Genomic DNA, 19,084 nt, shown 5'->3' with positions numbered 1-19,084 from the left:
GTTCCCCGCGCCCCTGACGGGGCCCGTGCGTGAGGAGCGCCCCGTCAGGGGCGCGGGGAACTGCGCAAAACAACAGCGCACCGCACCGGACCACGCACCCGCAGGGGACAGCACCCTGACGGCCCCGAGGCACCGCCCGCGGTCAGTTGAGCCGGGAGCGCGCGGCCCGCGCCTGCGCCCGCACCTCCTCGGCCGCCCGTTCGTCCACCGCCCCCACCACCTCGGCGTACGCGTCGAACTCCGCGGCCCCGCCGAGGAAGTCGCCCCGCTGCACCAGTAGCTGGCCCCGCTCGTACCGCAGCCGCGCCGGGTGCGAGGGCAGGGCCAGGGCCAACTCCACGGCCCACAGCGCCACGTCGGAGCGCTCCGGGCGGGCCGTCGCCCACGCCCGGATGTTGTTCAGGACGCGCACCACGATCTCCAACGGATCGGCGGGCCCCAGCGCCGCCGGATCGAGCGGCGCCCCGGTGGCCCGCACCGCCAGGGCGTCCGCGTCACCCTCCGACAGCACCCGCCCCCCGTCGAACGGATCAGCGAGCACCTGCTCGCCCGGCGGGCCGAACCCCACCACGAAGTGCCCCGGCAGCGCGACCCCGTAGACCGGCGCACCGGCCCGCCGGGCCACCTCCAACCACACCACCGACAACAGGATCGGCAGCCCCCGGCGCCGCTCCAGTACCGCGTGCAACAGGGACGACTCCAGCTTCCGGTAGTCCGGGGGAGCGCCCCGGAACCCGTACCGCTCTCCGAGCAGTTCCGCGACCGCACCGGCCCATTGACGGGGACCCCCGGGCCGGTACGGGAGCTCCCCGGCCAGCCGGTCCAGCTCCGTCTGCGCCGCGTCGAGCCCGGCCTCCCCGCCCGCCGCGAACGCCGGATCGGCCGCGGCGCCGACCAGCAGGCACAGCACCGCCAGGTCGGGGCGCTCCGCCCGCGCCTCTTCGGCGAACCTCCGTCGCCACCAGATGTCCCGCACGTGCCCGTCCGCCCGTCTCAGCCGCGCCCGGGCGCCCGGTAGTGGTGGTAGGCGTGATGGGTGGTGAAGCCCGCCCGCCCGTACATCGCGAGGGCGGGCGCGTTGTCCGCCTCGACCTGGAGCCAGGCGGCCGAGGCGCCCTGAGCGAGCGCCCGCCCGGCCAGTGCGGCCATCACCGCCGTGCCGAGCCCCCCGCGCCGGGCCCCGGGCGCCACCTCGACGGCCATGAACCCCGCCCACCGGCCGTCCACCACGCACCGGCCGATCGCCAGCGGCGGCGCGCCCGGCTCCCCGTCGACCGAGGCGAACCACACCGTGGTCCCGGGGGCCCCGGCCGCGAGGACCTGTCGCACCTCGGGCCCGGGCTCCCGGGACCGCTGGTAGCGGCGCAGCCAGTCGGCGTCGAAGTCCCGCTCCACCCGGACGACGGCGGCGGGCTCCGCGGTCCGCTCCGGGGTGGCCAGCGGGGTCAACGGGGCGATCCGCACCTCGGCGGACACCTCCCGCGTCCAGCCCCGTGCCTCCAGCTCCGCGCACAGCTCCTCCTGCGTCCCCCGCGCCCCGGTGGCCGTCTGGAGGTACGCGGGCAACTCCCGTTCCTCGTACCACTTCCGCACCAGGGCCAGGGCCTCGTCCAGCGGCACGCCCGGATCGCCCAGCGGCAGCACCGAGTTGGCCCGCCGGGTGAACCCCGCGGCGGCCCGCAGCTCCCAGTCGCCCAGCCGTTCGTGCTCCACCGGCTGCCAGGCGCGGGCGGTGACCCGGGCCAGCTCCGGGTAGTCCGCCGCCGGGCCCCGGCGGCGGGCCGGCGCGGCCGGCACGACCTTTCCCGCGACCAGGGTCGCCGCGTCGATCCGCACCGCCTCGCCGGTACGCCTGGTCACCACGAGGACACCTTCGCCTTCGTCCCAGGATGTGAGAACCCCGACCGTATCGGTGAACACCGCGGTGTCTCCGGGCGAGCGGTGGACCCGCCGAACGGAGACGCGTTTGCCCACGTCAGCCGGGGTAATTCGGATCTCAAGCAAACCTCGTGCGCCGAATTCCACGGTTCTGTCCACCCCTCCTGTTCGGATCATGCCCCAGAACGGAGATACTAGGTGCGGGCATCGACGACGCCGCGCTCCCGCGCGCCAGGCGGCGGAGCCTACTTCAGGCCCGCCAGCGCCCTATCGAGGAGGAACGACAGCGTGACATACGTCATCGCGCAGCCTTGTGTCGACGTCAAGGACAAGGCGTGCATCGAGGAATGCCCGGTCGACTGCATCTACGAGGGCTCGCGGTCCTTGTACATCCATCCGGACGAATGCGTTGACTGTGGTGCCTGTGAGCCGGTCTGCCCGGTCGAGGCGATCTTCTACGAGGACGACACCCCGGAGGAGTGGAAGGACTACTACAAGGCGAACGTCGAGTTCTTCGACGAGCTGGGCTCCCCCGGCGGTGCCAGCAAGCTCGGTCTGATCGAGCGCGACCACCCCTTCGTCGCCGCGCTCCCGCCGCAGAACCAGTAGGCGGCCCCGGCTCGTGCGCCACCCGGCCCCGTACGGTCGTCGCCGTACGGGGCTGAGGCGTCCACGGGTCCCGTGACACCCGCTCGTGGGCCACGGGCGGCACCGCCCGGAGCCCGTGCCGCCCGCCCCGCACCGCCTGCACGCCTGCACCGCCCGCACCGCAGAAAGCGAACTGATCCCGTGTCCGCGACCGAAGCGCCCGCCGACCGCCTCCCCGCCTTCCCGTGGGACAAGCTGGAGCCCTACAAGGCCACGGCGGCGGCCCATCCGGACGGCATCGTCGACCTCTCCGTCGGCACCCCCGTGGACCCCGTCCCGGAGCTGATCCAGAAGGCACTGATCGCGGCGGCCGACTCACCGGGCTACCCGACCGTCTGGGGCACCCCCCAGCTGCGCGACGCGCTCACCCACTGGTGCGAGCGGCGGCTCGGCGCGCGGGGGATGACCCACCGGGGCGTCCTGCCGGTCGTCGGCTCCAAGGAACTCGTCGCCTGGCTGCCCACCCAGCTCGGCCTGGGCCCCGGCGACCGGATCGCCTACCCGCGGCTCGCGTACCCCACCTACGAGGTCGGCGCCCGGCTGGCCCGCGCCGAAGCCGTCACCTACGACGATCCGCGTGACCTCGACCCCACCGACCTCAAGCTGCTCTGGCTGAACTCCCCGTCCAACCCGACGGGCCGGGTGCTGTCCCGCGGCGAGTTGGCCGACATCGTCGCCTGGGCCCGTGCGCACGGGGTGCTGGTGTTCTCCGACGAGTGCTACATCGAACTCGGCTGGGAGTCCGAGCCGGTCTCGGTGCTCCACCCCGAGGTGTGCGGCACCTCCCACGAGGGCCTGGTCGCCGTCCACTCCCTGTCGAAGCGCTCCAACCTGGCAGGCTACCGGGCCGCGTTCATCGCCGGTGACGAGAACGTGCTCGGCCCGCTGCTCCAGCTCCGCAAGCACGGCGGCATGATGACCTCGGCGCCCACCCAGGCCGCGGCCGTCGCGGCCCTCTCGGACGACACGCACGTCACCGAGCAGCGCGCCCGCTACCGCGCCCGGCGGACCGCGTTGAGGACCGCCCTGGAAGCGCACGGCTTCCGCATCGACCACAGCGAGGCGAGCCTGTACCTGTGGGCCACCCGCGGCGAACCCTGCTGGGACACGGTCGCCCACCTGGCCTCCCTCGGCATCCTCGCGGCCCCCGGCGACTTCTACGGGGAGGCCGGCGCCCGGCACGTGCGGATCGCCCTGACGGCGACCGACGAGCGGGTCGCGGCGGCCGTCGCCCGACTGGCCTGACCCGCCGCGCCCGGGGCCTGGCGCGGCACCACGGAACGGACACGAGAAGGGGCCCGGGAAGCCGCATCGGCTTCCCGGGCCCCACGCCGTGAACGTCAGCCGAGGGGCAGACCGCCGGGCAGTCCGCCCTTGCCGGCGGCCCCGGTCACCCCACCGAGCACACCACCCGCACCGCCGACGCTCCCGGCCGCCTTCTGCGCGGCGGGGGCGGCCTTCTTGGCGCCCTTGCCCACGGTCTTGCCTGCCTGGGGCACCGCCTTCTTGACGACCTTGGCCCCGGTGTTCCCGGCGACCCCGGTCGCGTTGGTCGTCGCGCCGTCCACGGTGTTGCCGACGTTCGCGCCGTCCAGCGCGGTGAGCGCGCCCACCGGCGCGTTCATCGGGAGGTCCACGGCGGCGCTCGCGGAGCCGGCCGCACCCACCACGGGCACCGCTCCCGCCGCCACGAGCAGTACGGCGCGGGCGATCCGACGGGTCAGGGGGAGGGACATGATGCTCCTTCAGACGAGGTTCAGCGAAGTCCGGTGGACCCGGCGGGCCCCTCGGACGCCGTGACTACCGAACGGAAGCCCCCGGAGGTTGCGGCACCCCGAGGTAAAGACTGGGCAACGCATCGCATAATCCGCTGGACGCAAAAACGGGCAAAGGTCACCCGCGCCGCAGTGCCTCGACCGGCTCGGAGCCCGGGTCCCCCAAGGGGTCCGGACGGTTCGCGGGAGGTCCGCGCACCGCACGCGCCCCGCTGCCCCGGGCCCCGGCACGACCGGGCGGGAATCGCCCGCCCGGGTGACCCCCGGCCGCTACTGTCCGGTGACGATTCGGACCCGTTCGGCGGTGGAGTCCACCCCGCTGCCGGTGCCCCCCTGGACGACCGGCCACTGACCCGGCGCGGTGCCCGGGGTCCACCGCAGACCCGCGTACGTCACTTCCTCGATGCCGAGCGCCGCCGAGTTGGCGACCGCCCAGTGCGCCAACTCCCAGCCGCGCTGCCGGTCCCCCGGCTCACCACCCGGCCCCCGGGACACCGGCAGCAGCACCTCGCGCCCGCCCGGCGCCGGCACCGGTGCCGGCGCGGCGGACGCGGTACCGCCGTCCTCGCCGTCCGGAGCGCGGGACACCTCGGCGCCCGCGGGCGTGAGCACCTCCTGGCCGAAGTCCCGCACCAGCGCGGCCCGTACGCCGGCCGCCGAGCCCGCGGCCCGTACCCCGCCGTCCTCGCAGGTCAGCGTGGCCTCCGACCGGCCCGTGAGGGCCGCAGCCAACAAGGTGGCGTCCGGCTCGTGCTTGGCGTACGCCTGCGGATAGCCACTGCGCTGCACCCGCTGCGCGGCGACCGTCAGCGGCAGCCGCGAGTACCCGGCGACCTGCTCCAGGTGCTCGTAGAACTCCGCTGACGAGTACACCGGGTCGCCGATCTGCTCCGCGGTGCCCCAGCCCTGGGACGGCCGCTGCTGGAACAGGCCGATCGAGTCCCGGTCGCCGTGGTCGATGTTGCGCAGCCCCGACTCCTGGAGCGCGGTGGCCAGGGCGATCGTCACCGCCCGCTCCGGCATCCCGCGCGCGGTGCCGACGGCCGCGACGGTCGCCGCATGGACGGCCTGCTCGGACGAGAACCGGTACGCGGCACCGTCGCCGTTCCCCGACACCACGGTGCACAGCGCCCCGCCCCGGGCCCCGTTCAGCTGGTGCACCACGACGTAGCCGGACACGGCGAGCAGCACGGCCAGGGCGATCCCGCGTCTGCCCGCGCGGCGCACCGGACGACGGCGCACGGGGCGACGGCGCCCGGCGGCAGCGGCGGACTCGGCGGCGGCAGCGGTATCGGACACGCGGCCCACGGTACTGGAGGGAGTGCCGGTGCCCCAGGGGACGGGGCGCCCCGGATCAGCGTCCCGCCCGGTGCCCACGGCGCCGGGAACGGGGACGCGGAGGTGGGGAAAGGAGGGAGTTAGGGTCGGGGCCATGGACCGCACCACGCCCGCCCCCGTACCGTCGACCGCTGCCGCGCACCCCGGCCCGGGCCCCGGGGAGCACGCCGCCCTGGACCTCGACCAGGACGCCGCGCTGCTCACCGCGCAGCTCGTCGACTTCCCCTCCGAGAGCGGTACCGAGAAGCCGCTGGCGGACGCCGTCGAGCAGGCCCTGCGCGCACTGGGGCACCTGACGGTCCACCGGTACGGGAACAACGTGATCGCCCGCACCGAACTGGGGCGCGCCGAGCGGGTGGTGCTCGCCGGGCACATCGACACCGTGCCCATCGCGGACAACGTGCCCTCCCGGCTCGACGCGGACGGCGTGCTGTGGGGCTGCGGCACCTGTGACATGAAGTCGGGCGTCGCCGTGCAGCTGCGGATCGCCCGGACGGTCCCCGAACCCAACCGCGACCTCACCTTCGTGTTCTACGACAACGAAGAGGTCGCCGCCGAACTGAACGGCCTGCGGCACGTGGCCGAGGCCCACCCCGAGTGGCTGGAGGCCGATTTCGCCGTGCTCCTCGAACCCTCGGACCAGCAGGTCGAGGGCGGCTGCCAGGGCACCTTGCGGGTGCTGCTGCGCACCCACGGGGAACGCGCCCACTCCGCGCGCTCGTGGCTGGGCTCCAACGCGATCCACGCCGCCGCCCCGATCCTCGCCCGGCTCGCCGCCTACCAGCCGCGCCATCCGGTCATCGACGGGCTGGAGTACCGCGAGGGCCTCAACGCCGTGCGCATCGAGGGCGGGGTCGCCGGGAACGTCATCCCGGACGTGTGCACGGTCACCGTGAACTTCCGGTACGCCCCCGACCGCAGCGAGGAGGAGGCGTTGGCCCATGTGCGGGAGGTCTTCGCCGACTGCGGGGTCGACGAGTTCGTGGTCGACGACCACAGCGGGGCCGCGATGCCCGGATTGTCCCACCCGGCGGCGCGTGCCTTCATCGAGGCGGTGGGCGGCACCCCGCGGCCCAAGTTCGGCTGGACGGACGTGTCCCGGTTCAGCGCGCTGGGCGTGCCCGCCGTGAACTACGGGCCGGGCAATCCGCAGCTTGCGCACAAGCGGGACGAGCGGGTGCACACCGGGCAGATCCTCGGCGCGGAGGAGCGATTGCGCCACTGGCTCACCTCCTGACCCGGGCGTGGGGCGGTGTCAGCACCCCGGACATCCTGAATTACGCCGTTCGTCATCCCGGTGGATCTAGGCTGAAGGGGCAACACCGTCAGTGGAAGGGGAGTTCTATGGGCGTTCCGGACGCACAGGGTCCGCCGGAGGAGCAGGTCGTCGGCCCGGTGGTGCGACGGCGGGGGCAGATCCAACCCGGCACCACCGACCAGCGGCTGCTGGACACCGAGGAGGACTCGGGATGGGTGCACACGGACCCCTGGCGGGTCATGCGCATCCAGTCGGAGTTCGTGGAAGGCTTCGGGGCGCTCGCTGAACTCCCCAGCGCCATCAGCGTCTTCGGCTCGGCCCGCACCCGACCCGGGACCCCCGAGTACGAGTCCGGGGTGGAGATCGGCAAGGCCCTGGTGGACGCCGGGTTCGCGGTGATCACCGGAGGCGGCCCGGGCGCGATGGAGGCGGCGAACAAGGGCGCGCGCGAGGCCCGCGGCATCTCCGTCGGCCTCGGCATCGAGCTGCCCTTCGAGCAGGGCCTCAACCCGCACGTCGACATCGGGGTGAACTTCCGCTACTTCTTCGTCCGCAAGACGATGTTCGTGAAGTACGCGCAGGGCTTCGTCGTCCTGCCCGGCGGGTTCGGCACCCTGGACGAACTCTTCGAGGCGCTGACCCTCGTCCAGACCCGCAAGGTCACCCGCTTCCCGATCGTGCTGTTCGGCTCCGCGTACTGGAACGGGCTGGTGGACTGGCTCCGCGACACGGTGATCGCCAGTGGCAAGGCCGCCGACAAGGACCTGACGCTCTTCCACGTGACCGACAGCGTCGAGGAGGCCGTGCAGCTGGTCACCAAGGAGGTGGCCCGCTAACCGCGCGCCGGGGTCCGGTGCGCGCGGTGCGTCCACCGGACCCGCAGCCGTCCACCCGACCCGCGGGCGTCAGGCGAGCCCGCGCCGGGCGACCGCCGGCGGGCGGTGACCCGCGATGGACGCCACCATGTCGAGCACCTGCCGGGTCTCGGCCACCTCGTGCACCCGGTACACCTGGGCCCCGAGCCACGCGGACACCGCGGTCGTCGCCAGGGTCCCGATGAGCCGCTCCTTCACCGGGCGGTCCAGCGTCTCCCCGACGAAGTCCTTGTTGGACAGGGACACCAGCACCGGCCACCCCGTGGCGACCATCTCGCCGAGCCGTCGGGTCGCCTCCAACGAGTGGCGGGTGTTCTTCCCGAAGTCGTGCCCCGGATCGATGAGCACCGACTCCCTGGGCACCCCGAGGGCCACCGCCCGCTCCGCGAGCCCCACCGTCACGTCGAGGACGTCGGCCATCACGTCCGCGTACTCCACCCGGTGCGGCCGGGTGCGGGGCTCGGCGCCGCCCGCGTGGGTGCACACCAGGCCCGCGCCGTAGCGGGCGGCGACCTCCGCGAGCCGCGGATCGACCCCGCCCCACGCGTCGTTCAGCAGGTCCGCGCCCACCTCGCACACGGCCTCGCCGACCTCGTGCCGCCAGGTGTCCACACTGATGACCACCTCGGGGAACCGCCGCCGCACCTCGGCGACGAAGCCGACCGTGCGCCGGACCTCCTCCTCGGCGGTGACCTCGGCGCCCGGGCCCGCCTTCACCCCGCCGATGTCGATGATGGCGGCCCCCTCGGCGACGGCCTGCTCCACCCGCGCCAGCGCGGGCTCGTCCCGGAACGTCGCACCCCCGTCGTAGAAGGAGTCCGGGGTGCGGTTGACGATCGCCATGACCACCGGCTCGTGCGCCCCGAACTCGCGCCTGCCCAGCCTGAGCATCCCCTGTGTCCCTCCGACGAACGTGCGGTCCCGCGGTACCGGGCGGTACTGATCGGTCGCCTGCGACCTTAACCGTCGGCGACGCATGGCACGATCGAGCCTGACACTTTTCGTGCCGGTCCCCGCCCGGGCCGGCCACCGGACCTGGGGACCGTCGAGATGGTCATGTTCTTGTTCCTGCTGCTCGCGCTCGTGGTCGTGGTCGGCGCGGTGACGCTCGCCGTGGTGGGCGGTGGCGAGAGCGGCCCGCTGCCCGCGGCGCCGCCCGAGCAGTACAGCGAGCCGCTCCCCCCGGACCGCCCGGTGGGCCGCTCCGACGTGGAGGCGCTGCGCTTCCCGCTGGCGCTGCGCGGCTACCGGATGGTGGAGGTGGACGAGGCGCTCGGCCGGCTCGGCGCCGAACTGTCCGAGCGGGACGCCCGCATCGAGGAGTTGGAGTCCGCCCTCGCGGGTGCCCGCGCCCGCCGCCTCGACGCTGCCGAGGCCCCCGGTGCTCCCGGGGCGACGGCCGGACCGGTGCCGGCCCGTACCGAGGAGCCCGGCTCCGACGCACCCCCGCAGGACCGCGCGTGACCCGCGCCGACGGGGCCGCGCACGCGAACGCCGCGCCCGTGCCGCCGACGGACGCGGTGCCCGGGCCGGACGGACGCCTGCGCTGCCCCTGGGGCCTGTCCGCCGACGACTACCGCGCCTACCACGACGAGGAGTGGGGCCGCCCGGTCCACGGCGACGACGCGCTGTTCGAGCGGCTGTCCCTGGAGGCGTTCCAGTCGGGCCTGTCGTGGATCACGATCCTGCGCCGTCGCGAGGGCTTCCGCCGGGCCTTCGCCGGCTTCGAGATCGCCGCGGTCGCCGCCTTCACCGAGCACGACGTCGAACGGCTGCTGGACGACCCGGGGATCATCCGCAACCGCGCCAAGGTGACGGCGACGCTCGCCAACGCCCGTGCGCTGGCCGACTGGCCCGCGGGTGAACTCGACGCGCTGATCTGGTCCCACGCCCCCGACCCCGCCACCCGCCCGGCGCCCAGGACCCTCGCCGACGTCCCGGCCGTCACCGAGGGGTCCACCGCGCTGGCGAAGTCCCTCAAGTCCCGTGGGCTGCGGTTCGTCGGACCCACCACCGCCTACGCCCTCATGCAGGCGTGCGGCCTGGTCAACGACCACCTGGACGCCTGCTGGGTCCGGACGCCCGCCGCGTCCGACCGCTGACGGGAGGGGGCTTCCCGCGGCCCGCCGGGCGGTCAGCGGCCGAGGAACCGCGGTCGGGTCTTGTGGACGAAGGCGTCCACGGCGATCCGGTGGTCCCGGGACGCCCCGGCCCGCCGCTGGAGCCGGTCCTCCTGCTCCAGGGTGTCCGGGAGGGCGTGTGCCTGGGCGAAGGCCAGCGACTCCTTGAGCGCCGCGTAGGCGAGGGTGGGGCCCTGCGCCAGCTCCCGGGCCACCCGCCGGGCCTCGGCGGCCAGCTCGCCGGCCGGCACCACCCGGGTGGCGATGCCCAGCTCGTACGCCTCGGCCGCCGCGATCGGCCGGGGGAGGAACAGCAGGTCGGCGGCGCGCCCGGGGCCCACCACCCGGGGCAGCGTCCAGGAGATCCCGGAGTCCGCGGACAGCGCGACCCCGGCGAACGCCGTGGTGAACGAGGCGGTGTCGGCGACCACCCGCACGTCGGCCGCCAGGGCGAAGCCGAAGCCGGCGCCCGCGGCGACGCCGTTCACCCCGGCCACCACGGGCTTCGCCATCCCGGTCAGGGCCCGCACGATCGGGTTGTAGTGGTCCCGGACGGTGCCCATGACCTCCCCGGCGTCCGGGCCGACGTCCGCCGCGAGCGTCGCGACGTGCTCCTTGAGGTCCTGCCCCACGCAGAACGCCCGCTCGCCGGCCCCGGTCAGCAGCACCGCACGCACCCCGGCGTCCGCCGCGGCCTCCTCGACGGCGTCCCGCAACGCCTCCTTGGTCACGGTGTCGAGGGCGTTCATCGCCCCCGGACGGTTCAGCGTGATCGTCGCGAGTGCGTCGCTCACCTCGTAGAGCACGGTGTCGGCCATGGCGGGTCCTCTCCGAGCAGGGGGCTTCCCGGTGCGCACGGGCACCTCGGGGCCGCCGGGGAACGCGGTCCGAGCCCAGCATGACGGAGGCCGCCGCGCATCCGCATGTGACCTGCATCAAACAATTCCGGGTCCCTCCAACCCCCCGGGAACCCGGAGTACCACGGCCAGGTCGGCGAATTGAGTGGTTTTGCGGGAGCACGTTGCCCAAGCGATGCAGACCGATGTTGGTCATCAGGTCCCGGCATGCGGGATAATGACCGGGAAGCAATGTGTTCGACGCCGGACGCTGGCCCTGTGAAAGGGAGCGTCGTCGGCTGACGATGAGCTGGTTTCAGGAAGGGGAACGAGCATGGCGGCCATGAAGCCGCGGACGGGCGACGGCCCGCTCGAGGTGACCAAGGAGGGGCGGGGCATCGTCATGCGCGTTCCGCTCGAAGGCGGCGGTCGGCTCGTCGTAGAGCTGACCCCGGATGAGGCCGACGCGCTCGGCGATGCCCTCAAGAAGGTCGTCGGCTGACGGTAGGTCCCGACCTTTTGCGTTCTCCCAGCTGCCCCGGCATCGTACGCGGTGTCGGGGCAGCTGCATGGGTGAAGCGCGCACGTCCTGCGGGTGCCGTGCACCACGCCCGCGGGCGGGGCCGGTCGAGCGCCGGCGCCCGGGGCGCCGAGGGGCGCCCACCAGGTTTCGAGGCTCCCGCGGTGGCTACCGCTTCACCGCGCACAGCAATCCGTCGCCGACGGGCAGCAGCGACGGCACCAGTTCGGCGTTCTCCCGCACCCCGCGCACCAGCTCGCGCAGTTTCAGCACCTCCATCGGCTGCGGCCCCGAGTCCACGGTCCGCCCGTCCGCGAAGACGCCCTCGAAACAGACCAGACCGCCCGGCCTCAGGAGCCGCAACGATTCAGCGAGATAGTCGACGCACTCCAGGCGGTCCCCGTCGCAGAAAACGAGGTCGTATCCGCTGTCCGCGAGCCGCGGCAGCACGTCCAGCGCCCGCCCCGGAATGAACCGCGCCCTATTCGTGGCGAAACCCGCGAGTCGGAACGCCTGCTTGGCGAACTGCTGGCGCTCCGGCTCCGGATCGACGGTCGTGAGTACCCCGTCCGGTCGCATGCCGTGCAGAAGATGTATTCCGGAAACCCCGGTGCCGGTGCCGATCTCCGCGACCGCCTTGGCGCCCGCCGTCGCGGCGAGCATCCGCAGCGCGGCGCCGGTCGCGGGCGACACCGGGCGCAGCGCGGCCTCACGGGCCCGGTCCCGGGCCCAGTGCAGCGCCTCCTCCTCGGCGACAAAGGCGTCAGCGAACGCCAAGCCCGTCTGCCGGTTGCCGGTAATGACCCTCTCCTGTCCCCCTGGGATGTCTGGCCGTGACTGTATCCGCTGGCGCCGGGAACCCGCAGATGGGACCGGGCGTTATAGGAGGGTGGGGAACGAGGTGCGACGGGAATCACGGACAACGGGGGCGGCGAATGGACGGGAGCGGGCGGCAAGTCCTGACGCATGACCAGAACCACGTACCAAATTCACGTAAAATTGCTTATCCGGAGCTAACGGGCGGGGTGGCTATGGTAGGGGCTCCACTGGACACCACCAGAGCCGACAGGGGAGGTGCGGCTGCGCCCGCGGAGAGGGGAGGAGTGCTGCGGCGCCTTCTCCGATCGGTGGGTGAGCCGAAATCCGTGACCAACACCGCTGACCGCGTTGCCCACTCCGCTCCGACAGCGACCTTCACCGCCGACGCGGACGCGCAGACGTGGACTCCGCCCACCTGGGAGGAGATCGTCAGCACCCACAGCGGCCGGGTCTACCGTCTCGCCTACCGACTCACGGGCAACCAGCACGACGCCGAGGACCTCACCCAGGAGGTCTTCGTCCGCGTCTTCCGCTCCCTGTCCACGTACTCGCCCGGCACCTTCGAGGGCTGGCTCCACCGCATCACCACCAATCTCTTCCTGGACATGGTGCGGCGCCGGCAGCGCATCCGCTTCGACTCCCTCGGGGACGACGCCGCGGAACGCCTGCCCAGCCGTGAGCCCTCACCCCAGCAGGTCTTCAACGACACCCACTTCGACGCCGACGTCCAGCAGGCGCTGGACACCCTCGCGCCGGAGTTCCGGGCCGCCGTGGTCCTCTGCGACATCGAGGGCCTGTCGTACGAGGAGATCGCCGCCACCCTGGGCGTCAAGCTCGGTACGGTCCGCAGCCGGATCCACCGGGGTCGCTCCCAGCTGCGCAAGGCCCTCCACCACCGGTCGCCGCACGCCCGCGCCGAACGTCGCGCGCCCGTGGCCGCCGGTGCCCCCGCGCTGGGAGGAGGAGGCGCGCCCGCGTGAGTGGATCCCGTCCGACACCTGTCGAGCAGCACCTCGGGGACCGGCTCGCCTCCTTCGTCGACGGCGAGTTGAGCCATGACGCACGCGATCGCGTGCTCGCCCACCTCGCGACCTGCCCCCGTTGCAAGGCCGAGGCGGACGCCCAGCGCCGCCTGAAGACGGCCTTCGCCCAGGCGGCGCCCCCGCCCCCGTCCGAGAGCTTCCTCGCCCGACTCCAGGGCCTGCCCGGCGGTGGCCTGCCCGGTGACCCGAGCGGCCTGGGCGGCCCCGGCGGTGGACTTCCGATCTTCGAGTCCGGTGGCGACCCCTTCGCCTTCGCCCCGACGCTCACCGCCACCTCCCCGGGCGACCCCCTCGGCTCTCCGGCGCACTCCGGTGCCCCGGGCGCCTCCGGTTCGGGTTTCCGCATCCACCCCGTGGGCCGGCCGGACACCGAGCGGTCCGCCGCCCGGGGCCGCCGCCGCTTCGCCTTCGCGGCGGCCGGAGCCGTCTCCCTCGCCGCGATCGCCCTCGGCGGGGTCACCACGGTCACCGCCCCCGTCGACGGCGGTGACGCCCGCGGCCCCAGCAGCAACAACGTCACCCCCCTGCGCACCCAGGGCAACGCCGTTCCGGCCGGGGACGCCCCACGCCGTCGCTCCGCCACGCCCATGCTGGGCCAGCGCACCGGCGGGGCGCTCGCCGGCCCGGTGGCTCCCGCCCCCGCGGCGGCACCGCTGCTCCCCGGGGCTCCCCAGTCGCACCTGCGACCGCTGGAGGCCGTGCAGGCGCTGGCGGCACCCCTGCTCGCCGGAGCCTCGGTGACATCCGGGCTGCTCCACCCGGTGCCCCCCGTCACCGGGCCGCTACCGGACCCCCGTGCGCTGGCGCCGCTGGCGCCCCTGGTGCGTGCGGGCGAGGGCGAAGCCCGAGGGTTCGGCGATCCGGCACCCGACGGCGTCCGGTCCCCCCGGACCGGCGCCCCGGCTCCTTCGCCGCACCCCGCGCCCGCCCATGCCCAGGCATCGGAGGCCACCCGCTGAGGTCCGGGCCTCCGGCCCAGGTCCGGGGGCGTCCCGAGGGGCCGCGGCCCTTCAGGCCCGCCCCCCGGACCTGATTGAATTCCCCGGGACGCGCTCCGCGGGGGACGGGCCGTCCAGTCGATGGTTCACGAGCGGTGACGACCGCGCAGCGGGGTGTGGGGAGACGATGGACGAGGGCAAGCCGAAGTGGTGGAGTCGGCCGGCGCCCGCGGCCCCCGGTGAGGGGACCGCGACACCCGCGCCCGCCCCGGGAACCCCGGCCGCTGCGGACGCACCGGGCGAGCGCGGCCGGGCCGCCGTGCCCCGGTCCGACGCTCACCCCGTCGACCTGACGAAACCCGTGTCGCCCCGCCCCGCCGCGCTCCCCGACGGCGCTGCGGAGCGGACTGCGGAGGCCGCTGCCGCCCCGCCGCCCGAGCCGCCCGCCGAGGGGCGTCCCGTGCCGCTGCACGCCCCGGACCCCTACGGCACCCCGCCGTACGGCCAGCCGGGCCCCTGGGCGCCCGCACCGCCCGTCCAGCACCCGGCGGCCACCCCCGCGCACGGCGTGCCCACGATCCCCGCCCAGAGCCCCGCCGGCCCCCCGCCCTACGGGACCCCGCCGCCCGGCGCCGCACCGCACGGAACCCCGCCTCCCGCCGGCCCCGTCCCGCCCGGGGCCGTCCCGCACGTCACGCCCGGTCACGGAACCCCGACGCACGGCGCACCCGCCCCGTACGGTCCGCCGCCGGGGCACCCCCAGCCGCCGGCCGGCCCGGCGCCGGAGGAGGGTGCGGGCGGGCCCTGGGCGCGGTACGACCCGTGGGCCGGGGCGCCGCTCCAGCCGGTCGGCGACGGCACCCACGGCGCGGCGGGTCCCCGGACGGGGGCGCCCGCGCGGCGCGGACTGCTCGTGGGGGCGCTCGTCCTGGGCTTGGCCGCGGGCGCGGTCGGCGGGGTGACGGGCGCGTACTTCGAGGCCAGGCGCACCACCCGGGTCGAACTGCCGCAAGCCGCCCCCGAGCCCCGGGACCGGGCGCCCGACAGCGTCGCGGGGATCGCCGCGCGCTCCCTGCCCGGAGTGGTGACCCTGCACGTGCGGGGCGGCTCCGACCAGGGCACGGGCACCGGGTTCGTGCTGAACGGCCGCGGACACATCCTCACCAACAACCACGTGGTCGAACCCGCGGGAGCCGCCGGGGAGATCACGGTGACCTTCAGCACCGGGGAGGTCGCCGAGGCCGAGATCGTCGGACGGGACGCGGGGTACGACCTCGCGGTGGTCAAGGTGACGGGGGTCGACGGGCTCAAGCCGCTGCCGCTCGGGAACTCCGACGACGTCCGCGTCGGCGATCCCGTCGTCGCGATCGGCGCCCCCTTCGACCTGGCCAACACGGTCACCTCGGGCATCATCAGCGCCACCGAACGGCCCATCACGGCGGGCGGCGAGAAGGGCGACGGCAGCGACGTCTCCTACGTGGACGCCCTCCAGACCGACGCGCCGATCAACCCCGGCAACTCCGGGGGGCCGCTGATGGACTCCCGGGCCCGGGTGATCGGCATCAACAGCGCCATCCGCTCCGCCGACGGCGGTGACGGTTCCCCGAGCGGGCAGTCCGGCTCCATCGGCCTGGGCTTCGCCATCCCCGTCAACCAGGGCAAGCGGGTCGCCGAGGAGTTGATCAACACGGGGAAGGCCACCCACCCGATCATCGGCGTGACGCTCGACATGGACTACACGGGCGACGGCGCCCGGGTCGGTTCCGAGGGCAACGACGGGGCGCCGGCCGTGGCCGAGGACGGTCCCGGCGCCCGGGCCGGCATCCGGCCCGGCGACGTGATCACCGAGGTCGACGACCAGCGGGTCCGCTCCGGCGAGGAACTGATCGTCAAGATCCGCGCCCACCGTCCCGGTGACCGGCTCCAGCTCACCTTGGAACGCGGCGGCCGGGAGCACCGGGTGACCCTCGTCCTGGGGTCGGCCACCGGCGGTTGACCTCCGACCCGGTCGGGATGGCGCCGACCGGGCCCGGACAGTACCGGACGCACGGGGTCGGCGGGTACCGTGGGAGCGGTCCGGGACCATGGAAGACCCGCTGCGGGCCGGAGGACATCGCAAGGGAGCGCTAGGTGTTCAATGACATAGGCTGGGCCGAGGTCCTGACCCTCGCCGTGCTCGGCATGCTCGTCTTCGGTCCCGACAAGCTTCCGAAGGCGATCCAGGACATTTCGCGGATGATCCGCAAGATCCGCGAGTTCTCCGACAGCGCCAAGCAGGACATACGGGACGAACTGGGTCCGGAGTTCAAGGACTTCGAGTTCGAGGACCTGAACCCCAAGGCGTATCTGCGCAAGCAGCTCGGCAACGACGACCTGGGGCTCCAGGACATCCGCGACAGCTTCGACCTCCGCAAGGAGATGGCCGAGCTGTCCGACTCGGTGAACGACGTGGAGAGCCGCACCGACGGCACCCGGGCCGCGGCCGGCGGGGCGTCCACCGTCGGTGGCCGGGCCGACCTGGTGAAGAAGCGCAACCTCGACGCGGGGGAGCGGCCCCCGTTCGACATGGACGCGACCTGACCCGACCCGCGCTCGCGCCCGTCCGGACCCGGGCCAGGTGACCCGTCACCCGGTCCGGTTGATCCGGTACGGGTGCGCTCCCGCGTGCTCCCCGAGTGCCCCCGGTGCGTCAACCCGTGGGGCCGGGTCGCTGACATGGGCCGGGAGTGCCGCCACTCGCCTGTTTGTGCCCGGTTTGCCCCCGGGCCGTGCGGTGGCGCCGTAACTCCGGGAATCCGGGTGGCTATTCTCCCTAGTTGTTGTGCGGGCCGACACCAGGTCGCCCGAGGGGGGCGGGCCGCTCCGGTCCGACGAGTGCGAGGAGGCGTCCGCAGATGGAGACGACGAGTCAGGTGGGCGCGCAAGCACCGCCCCGGGAAGGCGCCGCAGGCACCGAAGGCGCCGAAGCCACCGGGAGCGCCGGGGGCGTACGACCGGCCGTGCCCGCGCGCCGCACGGTGGACAACTTCCTGATGGCGCCGTTCCCCTGGTACGGCCTCGACGGGGCGTTCACCGGTCCCCGGTGGCTGCTCCAAGCCGGGACCTCGGCCGAGGCGGTGGTCGAGCACGGTTCCATCGGGCACGGCGACGAACCCTCGCTGCGGGCCGCCGACACCCGGGACGCCGCCGAACGCGACCGGTTCGCCGTGGTGGTGACCGTCGCGGCCAGCCCGGTGCGCAGGACCGCCGACGGCACGGGGGTGCTGGAGGCCACGTCGGTGTCGTCCGCGGCCTGGCTCGCCGGCTCCGGGCTGCTCGCCGTCACCTGGCCCGCGCAGATGGACCACACCCTGCGCGACGACTGGCTGACCCAGCAGACCGAGACCGCGTGGGTGCTGGCGGACGACCTCGCCAGCGACGACTGGGCCTCGTTGTCGCTGCCGGTGGACGGGGTGCCGACGCCGTTCCACTACCGCGAGTCCGAGTACGGCTGGGTGCTCGCCGGGTCCACCCGCGAGGGCGTGCACCTCGGTGCGTACGGGCGGGGCATGAGCGCCTACGGGCTCGGGTTCTCGGTGATCAAGGACATCGAGGAGTACGCCTGACACCCGTCGGGCCGTGACCCGTCCGCGCTGACCCGGGCCTTCACGGCCGGTCGTGGTCGTGCGGGCCGAGCTCCTTGACCAGGAAGACGGCGGGCCGGTACCCCAAGCGGGCGTACCGCTGGAGGTGGTAGGAGACGGCGCTCGACGAGGGCAGGGCTTCTTCCAGCGGGTGCAGGTCTTCCGCTCGGCAGGTCGTGATGCGCATGGGCGTCATGATGCTGCCCGTCGGGCGCCGGGGGCGAGGCGATCACCCCCGGGCCCGCACCCGCGTCAGAACTTGTTGCGGGGCGTGATGCCCAGCGAGAGGCCCGCCAGTCCCCGCTGCCGGCCGCCCAGCTTGCCGGCGATCGCGTGCAGTGCCGAGCCCGCCGGGGAGCCCGGGTCGGAGAGCACCACCGGGGTGCCGTCGTCGCCGCCCTCCCGCAGCCGCACGTCGATCGGGATGGAGCCCAGCACCGGCACGTTCGCCCCGGTGATCCGGGTCAGCCCCTCGGCGACCGTCTGCCCGCCGCCCGTGCCGAACACGTCGACCATCTCGTCGCAGTGCGGACACGGCAGACCGGACATGTTCTCGACCACGCCGACGATCTTCTGGTGGGTCTGGACGGCGATCGAACCGGCCCGCTCCGCGACCTCGGCGGCGGCCTGCTGCGGGGTCGTGACGACCAGGATCTCCGCATTGGGCACCAGCTGCGCGACCGAGATCGCGATGTCACCGGTGCCGGGCGGCAGGTCGAGCAGCAGCACGTCGAGGTCGCCCCAGAACACGTCCGCCAGGAACTGCTGGAGTGCCCGGTGCAGCATGGGCCCCCGCCACACCACGGGCTCGTTGCCGGGCGTGAACATGCCGATGGAGATCACCTTCACCCCGTGCGAGGAGGGCGGCATGATCATGTTCTCGACCTGGGTGGGCCGTCCGTCGACGCCCAGCATCCGCGGCACCGAGTGCCCGTAGATGTCGGCGTCCACGACCCCGACCTTCAGGCCGTCGGCGGCCATCGCCGCCGCGAGGTTCACCGTCACGGACGACTTGCCGACGCCGCCCTTGCCGGAGGCCACCGCGTACACCCGGGTCAACGACCCGGGCTGGGCGAACGGCACCTCGCGTTCGGTCTGTCCGCCGCGCAGGGCGGAGGCTAGTTCCTTGCGTTGTTCGTCGCTCATCACGTCGAGGGTGACGTCGACCCGCGTGACGCCTTCGACCCGGGCCACCGCCTCGGTCACGTTGGTGGTGATGGTCTCGCGCATCGGGCAACCGGAGACCGTGAGGTAGACGCTCACGGCGACCACGCCGTCCGCACCGATCTCCACCGATTTGACCATCCCCAGCTCGGTGATGGGTCGCTGGATCTCGGGGTCGTTCACCGTCGCCAGTGCTTCGCGCACCGCGTCTTCCGTAGCCATACCGTCGATGGTACGGCGCCCTACCAG

Annotated in this window: 21 protein-coding genes; 12 read left to right on the top strand and 9 right to left on the bottom strand. The window is 74.0% G+C overall.

The features are described 5' to 3' along the window. Nucleotides 1–142: 142 nt before the first annotated feature. Nucleotides 143–997, bottom strand: coding sequence for a tetratricopeptide repeat protein (locus ACFWIA_RS31420; protein ID WP_387010651.1), 855 nt, complete (start codon nucleotides 995–997; stop codon nucleotides 143–145). Continuing rightward, complete coding sequence (locus ACFWIA_RS31415; RefSeq protein WP_387010650.1) at nucleotides 994–2,025, bottom strand: GNAT family N-acetyltransferase; 1,032 nt, start codon at nucleotides 2,023–2,025, stop codon at nucleotides 994–996. Before ACFWIA_RS31415 ends, ACFWIA_RS31420 begins: the two co-directional genes overlap by 4 nt. Before the next feature lie 141 nt (nucleotides 2,026–2,166). Between ACFWIA_RS31415 and fdxA the strand changes: the two genes are divergently transcribed. Next, on the top strand, nucleotides 2,167–2,487 hold the full coding sequence (fdxA, locus tag ACFWIA_RS31410; RefSeq protein ID WP_019058397.1) for a ferredoxin: 321 nt from the start codon (nucleotides 2,167–2,169) through the stop codon (nucleotides 2,485–2,487). 180 nt (nucleotides 2,488–2,667) lie between these two features. After that, a complete protein-coding gene (gene dapC, locus ACFWIA_RS31405; protein ID WP_387010648.1) occupies nucleotides 2,668–3,771 on the top strand; it encodes a succinyldiaminopimelate transaminase in 1,104 nt (367 codons plus the stop codon). Nucleotides 3,772–3,866: 95 nt separating this feature from the next. On the opposite strand, the gene ACFWIA_RS31400 is transcribed toward dapC, so the two are convergent. Next, nucleotides 3,867–4,262: an ATP-binding protein gene (locus tag ACFWIA_RS31400; RefSeq protein ID WP_387010647.1), complete on the bottom strand. Its 396-nt coding sequence runs from the start codon at nucleotides 4,260–4,262 to the stop codon at nucleotides 3,867–3,869. A gap of 309 nt (nucleotides 4,263–4,571) precedes the next feature. Continuing rightward, entirely contained in the window at nucleotides 4,572–5,492 is a 921-nt protein-coding gene (locus ACFWIA_RS31395; RefSeq protein ID WP_387010649.1) for a heavy metal transporter, read from the bottom strand. A gap of 241 nt (nucleotides 5,493–5,733) precedes the next feature. Here ACFWIA_RS31395 and dapE point away from each other — a divergent pair, with 241 nt between their 5' ends. Then, entirely contained in the window at nucleotides 5,734–6,876 is a 1,143-nt protein-coding gene (gene dapE / locus ACFWIA_RS31390; RefSeq protein WP_387010646.1) for a succinyl-diaminopimelate desuccinylase, read from the top strand. 107 nt (nucleotides 6,877–6,983) lie between these two features. Beyond that, nucleotides 6,984–7,733 carry a TIGR00730 family Rossman fold protein gene (locus ACFWIA_RS31385; RefSeq protein ID WP_387010645.1) on the top strand — a complete coding sequence of 250 codons (750 nt, stop codon included), beginning with the start codon at nucleotides 6,984–6,986 and terminating at the stop codon, nucleotides 7,731–7,733. Between the two features lie 69 nt (nucleotides 7,734–7,802). On the opposite strand, the gene folP is transcribed toward ACFWIA_RS31385, so the two are convergent. Continuing rightward, nucleotides 7,803–8,663 carry a dihydropteroate synthase gene (gene folP, locus ACFWIA_RS31380; RefSeq protein WP_387010644.1) on the bottom strand — a complete coding sequence of 287 codons (861 nt, stop codon included), beginning with the start codon at nucleotides 8,661–8,663 and terminating at the stop codon, nucleotides 7,803–7,805. 159 nt (nucleotides 8,664–8,822) lie between these two features. On the opposite strand from folP, the gene ACFWIA_RS31375 reads away from it, so the two are divergent. Then, on the top strand, nucleotides 8,823–9,236 hold the full coding sequence (locus ACFWIA_RS31375) for a DivIVA domain-containing protein (RefSeq protein ID WP_387010643.1): 414 nt from the start codon (nucleotides 8,823–8,825) through the stop codon (nucleotides 9,234–9,236). Further along, nucleotides 9,233–9,874 (top strand): DNA-3-methyladenine glycosylase I, encoded by a 642-nt coding sequence (locus ACFWIA_RS31370; RefSeq protein WP_387010642.1) that lies wholly within the window; start codon nucleotides 9,233–9,235, stop codon nucleotides 9,872–9,874. Before ACFWIA_RS31375 ends, ACFWIA_RS31370 begins: the two co-directional genes overlap by 4 nt. Nucleotides 9,875–9,906: 32 nt before the next feature. On the opposite strand, the gene ACFWIA_RS31365 is transcribed toward ACFWIA_RS31370, so the two are convergent. Continuing rightward, entirely contained in the window at nucleotides 9,907–10,710 is an 804-nt protein-coding gene (locus tag ACFWIA_RS31365; RefSeq protein WP_387010641.1) for an enoyl-CoA hydratase-related protein, read from the bottom strand. 352 nt (nucleotides 10,711–11,062) lie between these two features. Here ACFWIA_RS31365 and ACFWIA_RS31360 point away from each other — a divergent pair, with 352 nt between their 5' ends. Beyond that, complete coding sequence (locus ACFWIA_RS31360; protein ID WP_003966491.1) at nucleotides 11,063–11,230, top strand: DUF3117 domain-containing protein; 168 nt, start codon at nucleotides 11,063–11,065, stop codon at nucleotides 11,228–11,230. A 186-nt stretch (nucleotides 11,231–11,416) separates the two neighbouring features. Here ACFWIA_RS31360 and ACFWIA_RS31355 read toward each other — a convergent pair whose 3' ends face one another. Further along, a complete protein-coding gene (locus tag ACFWIA_RS31355) occupies nucleotides 11,417–12,073 on the bottom strand; it encodes an O-methyltransferase (RefSeq protein WP_385494645.1) in 657 nt (218 codons plus the stop codon). A gap of 206 nt (nucleotides 12,074–12,279) precedes the next feature. On the opposite strand from ACFWIA_RS31355, the gene sigE reads away from it, so the two are divergent. The 5 genes from sigE (at nucleotide 12,280) to ACFWIA_RS31330 (ending at nucleotide 17,653) form a co-directional block, all read left to right on the top strand. Then, on the top strand, nucleotides 12,280–13,047 hold the full coding sequence (gene sigE, locus ACFWIA_RS31350; protein WP_387010640.1) for an RNA polymerase sigma factor SigE: 768 nt from the start codon (nucleotides 12,280–12,282) through the stop codon (nucleotides 13,045–13,047). Next, nucleotides 13,044–14,069 carry an anti-sigma factor family protein gene (locus ACFWIA_RS31345; RefSeq protein WP_387010639.1) on the top strand — a complete coding sequence of 342 codons (1,026 nt, stop codon included), beginning with the start codon at nucleotides 13,044–13,046 and terminating at the stop codon, nucleotides 14,067–14,069. Before sigE ends, ACFWIA_RS31345 begins: the two co-directional genes overlap by 4 nt. 166 nt (nucleotides 14,070–14,235) lie before the next feature. After that, nucleotides 14,236–16,044, top strand: a complete 1,809-nt coding sequence (locus ACFWIA_RS31340; RefSeq protein WP_387010638.1) for a S1C family serine protease — start codon at nucleotides 14,236–14,238, stop codon at nucleotides 16,042–16,044. A gap of 134 nt (nucleotides 16,045–16,178) precedes the next feature. Beyond that, nucleotides 16,179–16,628, top strand: a complete 450-nt coding sequence (locus ACFWIA_RS31335; RefSeq protein WP_387010637.1) for a sec-independent translocase — start codon at nucleotides 16,179–16,181, stop codon at nucleotides 16,626–16,628. A gap of 314 nt (nucleotides 16,629–16,942) precedes the next feature. Further along, nucleotides 16,943–17,653, top strand: a complete 711-nt coding sequence (locus tag ACFWIA_RS31330) for a hypothetical protein (RefSeq protein WP_387010636.1) — start codon at nucleotides 16,943–16,945, stop codon at nucleotides 17,651–17,653. A 40-nt stretch (nucleotides 17,654–17,693) separates the two neighbouring features. On the opposite strand, the gene ACFWIA_RS31325 is transcribed toward ACFWIA_RS31330, so the two are convergent. Together ACFWIA_RS31325 and ACFWIA_RS31320 are read right to left on the bottom strand one after the other, a co-directional pair. Continuing rightward, on the bottom strand, nucleotides 17,694–17,858 hold the full coding sequence (locus tag ACFWIA_RS31325; RefSeq protein WP_387010635.1) for a hypothetical protein: 165 nt from the start codon (nucleotides 17,856–17,858) through the stop codon (nucleotides 17,694–17,696). A gap of 65 nt (nucleotides 17,859–17,923) precedes the next feature. Further along, on the bottom strand, nucleotides 17,924–19,057 hold the full coding sequence (locus ACFWIA_RS31320; RefSeq protein WP_387010634.1) for an Mrp/NBP35 family ATP-binding protein: 1,134 nt from the start codon (nucleotides 19,055–19,057) through the stop codon (nucleotides 17,924–17,926). Nucleotides 19,058–19,084 lie beyond the last annotated feature (27 nt).

The organism is Streptomyces sp. NPDC127068 (assembly GCF_042724695.1).
GTDB lineage: Bacteria > Actinomycetota > Actinomycetes > Streptomycetales > Streptomycetaceae > Streptomyces.
Note: the sequence above shows the minus strand (reverse complement) of the source record. Positions and strands in the feature narration are given on the sequence as shown.

What these genes read in the sequence shown, in the direction of transcription:
- ACFWIA_RS31400 (WP_387010647.1), bottom strand. Translation starts at nt 4,262, where the DNA reads ATGTCCCTCCCCCTGACCCGTCGGATCGCCCGCGCCGTACTGCTCGTG.
- dapE (WP_387010646.1), top strand. Translation starts at nt 5,734, where the DNA reads ATGGACCGCACCACGCCCGCCCCCGTACCGTCGACCGCTGCCGCGCAC.
- ACFWIA_RS31385 (WP_387010645.1), top strand. Translation starts at nt 6,984, where the DNA reads ATGGGCGTTCCGGACGCACAGGGTCCGCCGGAGGAGCAGGTCGTCGGC.
- folP (WP_387010644.1), bottom strand. Translation starts at nt 8,663, where the DNA reads ATGCTCAGGCTGGGCAGGCGCGAGTTCGGGGCGCACGAGCCGGTGGTC.
- ACFWIA_RS31375 (WP_387010643.1), top strand. Translation starts at nt 8,823, where the DNA reads ATGGTCATGTTCTTGTTCCTGCTGCTCGCGCTCGTGGTCGTGGTCGGC.
- ACFWIA_RS31365 (WP_387010641.1), bottom strand. Translation starts at nt 10,710, where the DNA reads ATGGCCGACACCGTGCTCTACGAGGTGAGCGACGCACTCGCGACGATC.
- ACFWIA_RS31360 (WP_003966491.1), top strand. Translation starts at nt 11,063, where the DNA reads ATGGCGGCCATGAAGCCGCGGACGGGCGACGGCCCGCTCGAGGTGACC.
- sigE (WP_387010640.1), top strand. Translation starts at nt 12,280, where the DNA reads ATGGTAGGGGCTCCACTGGACACCACCAGAGCCGACAGGGGAGGTGCG.
- ACFWIA_RS31340 (WP_387010638.1), top strand. Translation starts at nt 14,236, where the DNA reads ATGGACGAGGGCAAGCCGAAGTGGTGGAGTCGGCCGGCGCCCGCGGCC.
- ACFWIA_RS31330 (WP_387010636.1), top strand. Translation starts at nt 16,943, where the DNA reads ATGGAGACGACGAGTCAGGTGGGCGCGCAAGCACCGCCCCGGGAAGGC.
- ACFWIA_RS31325 (WP_387010635.1), bottom strand. Translation starts at nt 17,858, where the DNA reads ATGCGCATCACGACCTGCCGAGCGGAAGACCTGCACCCGCTGGAAGAA.
- ACFWIA_RS31320 (WP_387010634.1), bottom strand. Translation starts at nt 19,057, where the DNA reads ATGGCTACGGAAGACGCGGTGCGCGAAGCACTGGCGACGGTGAACGAC.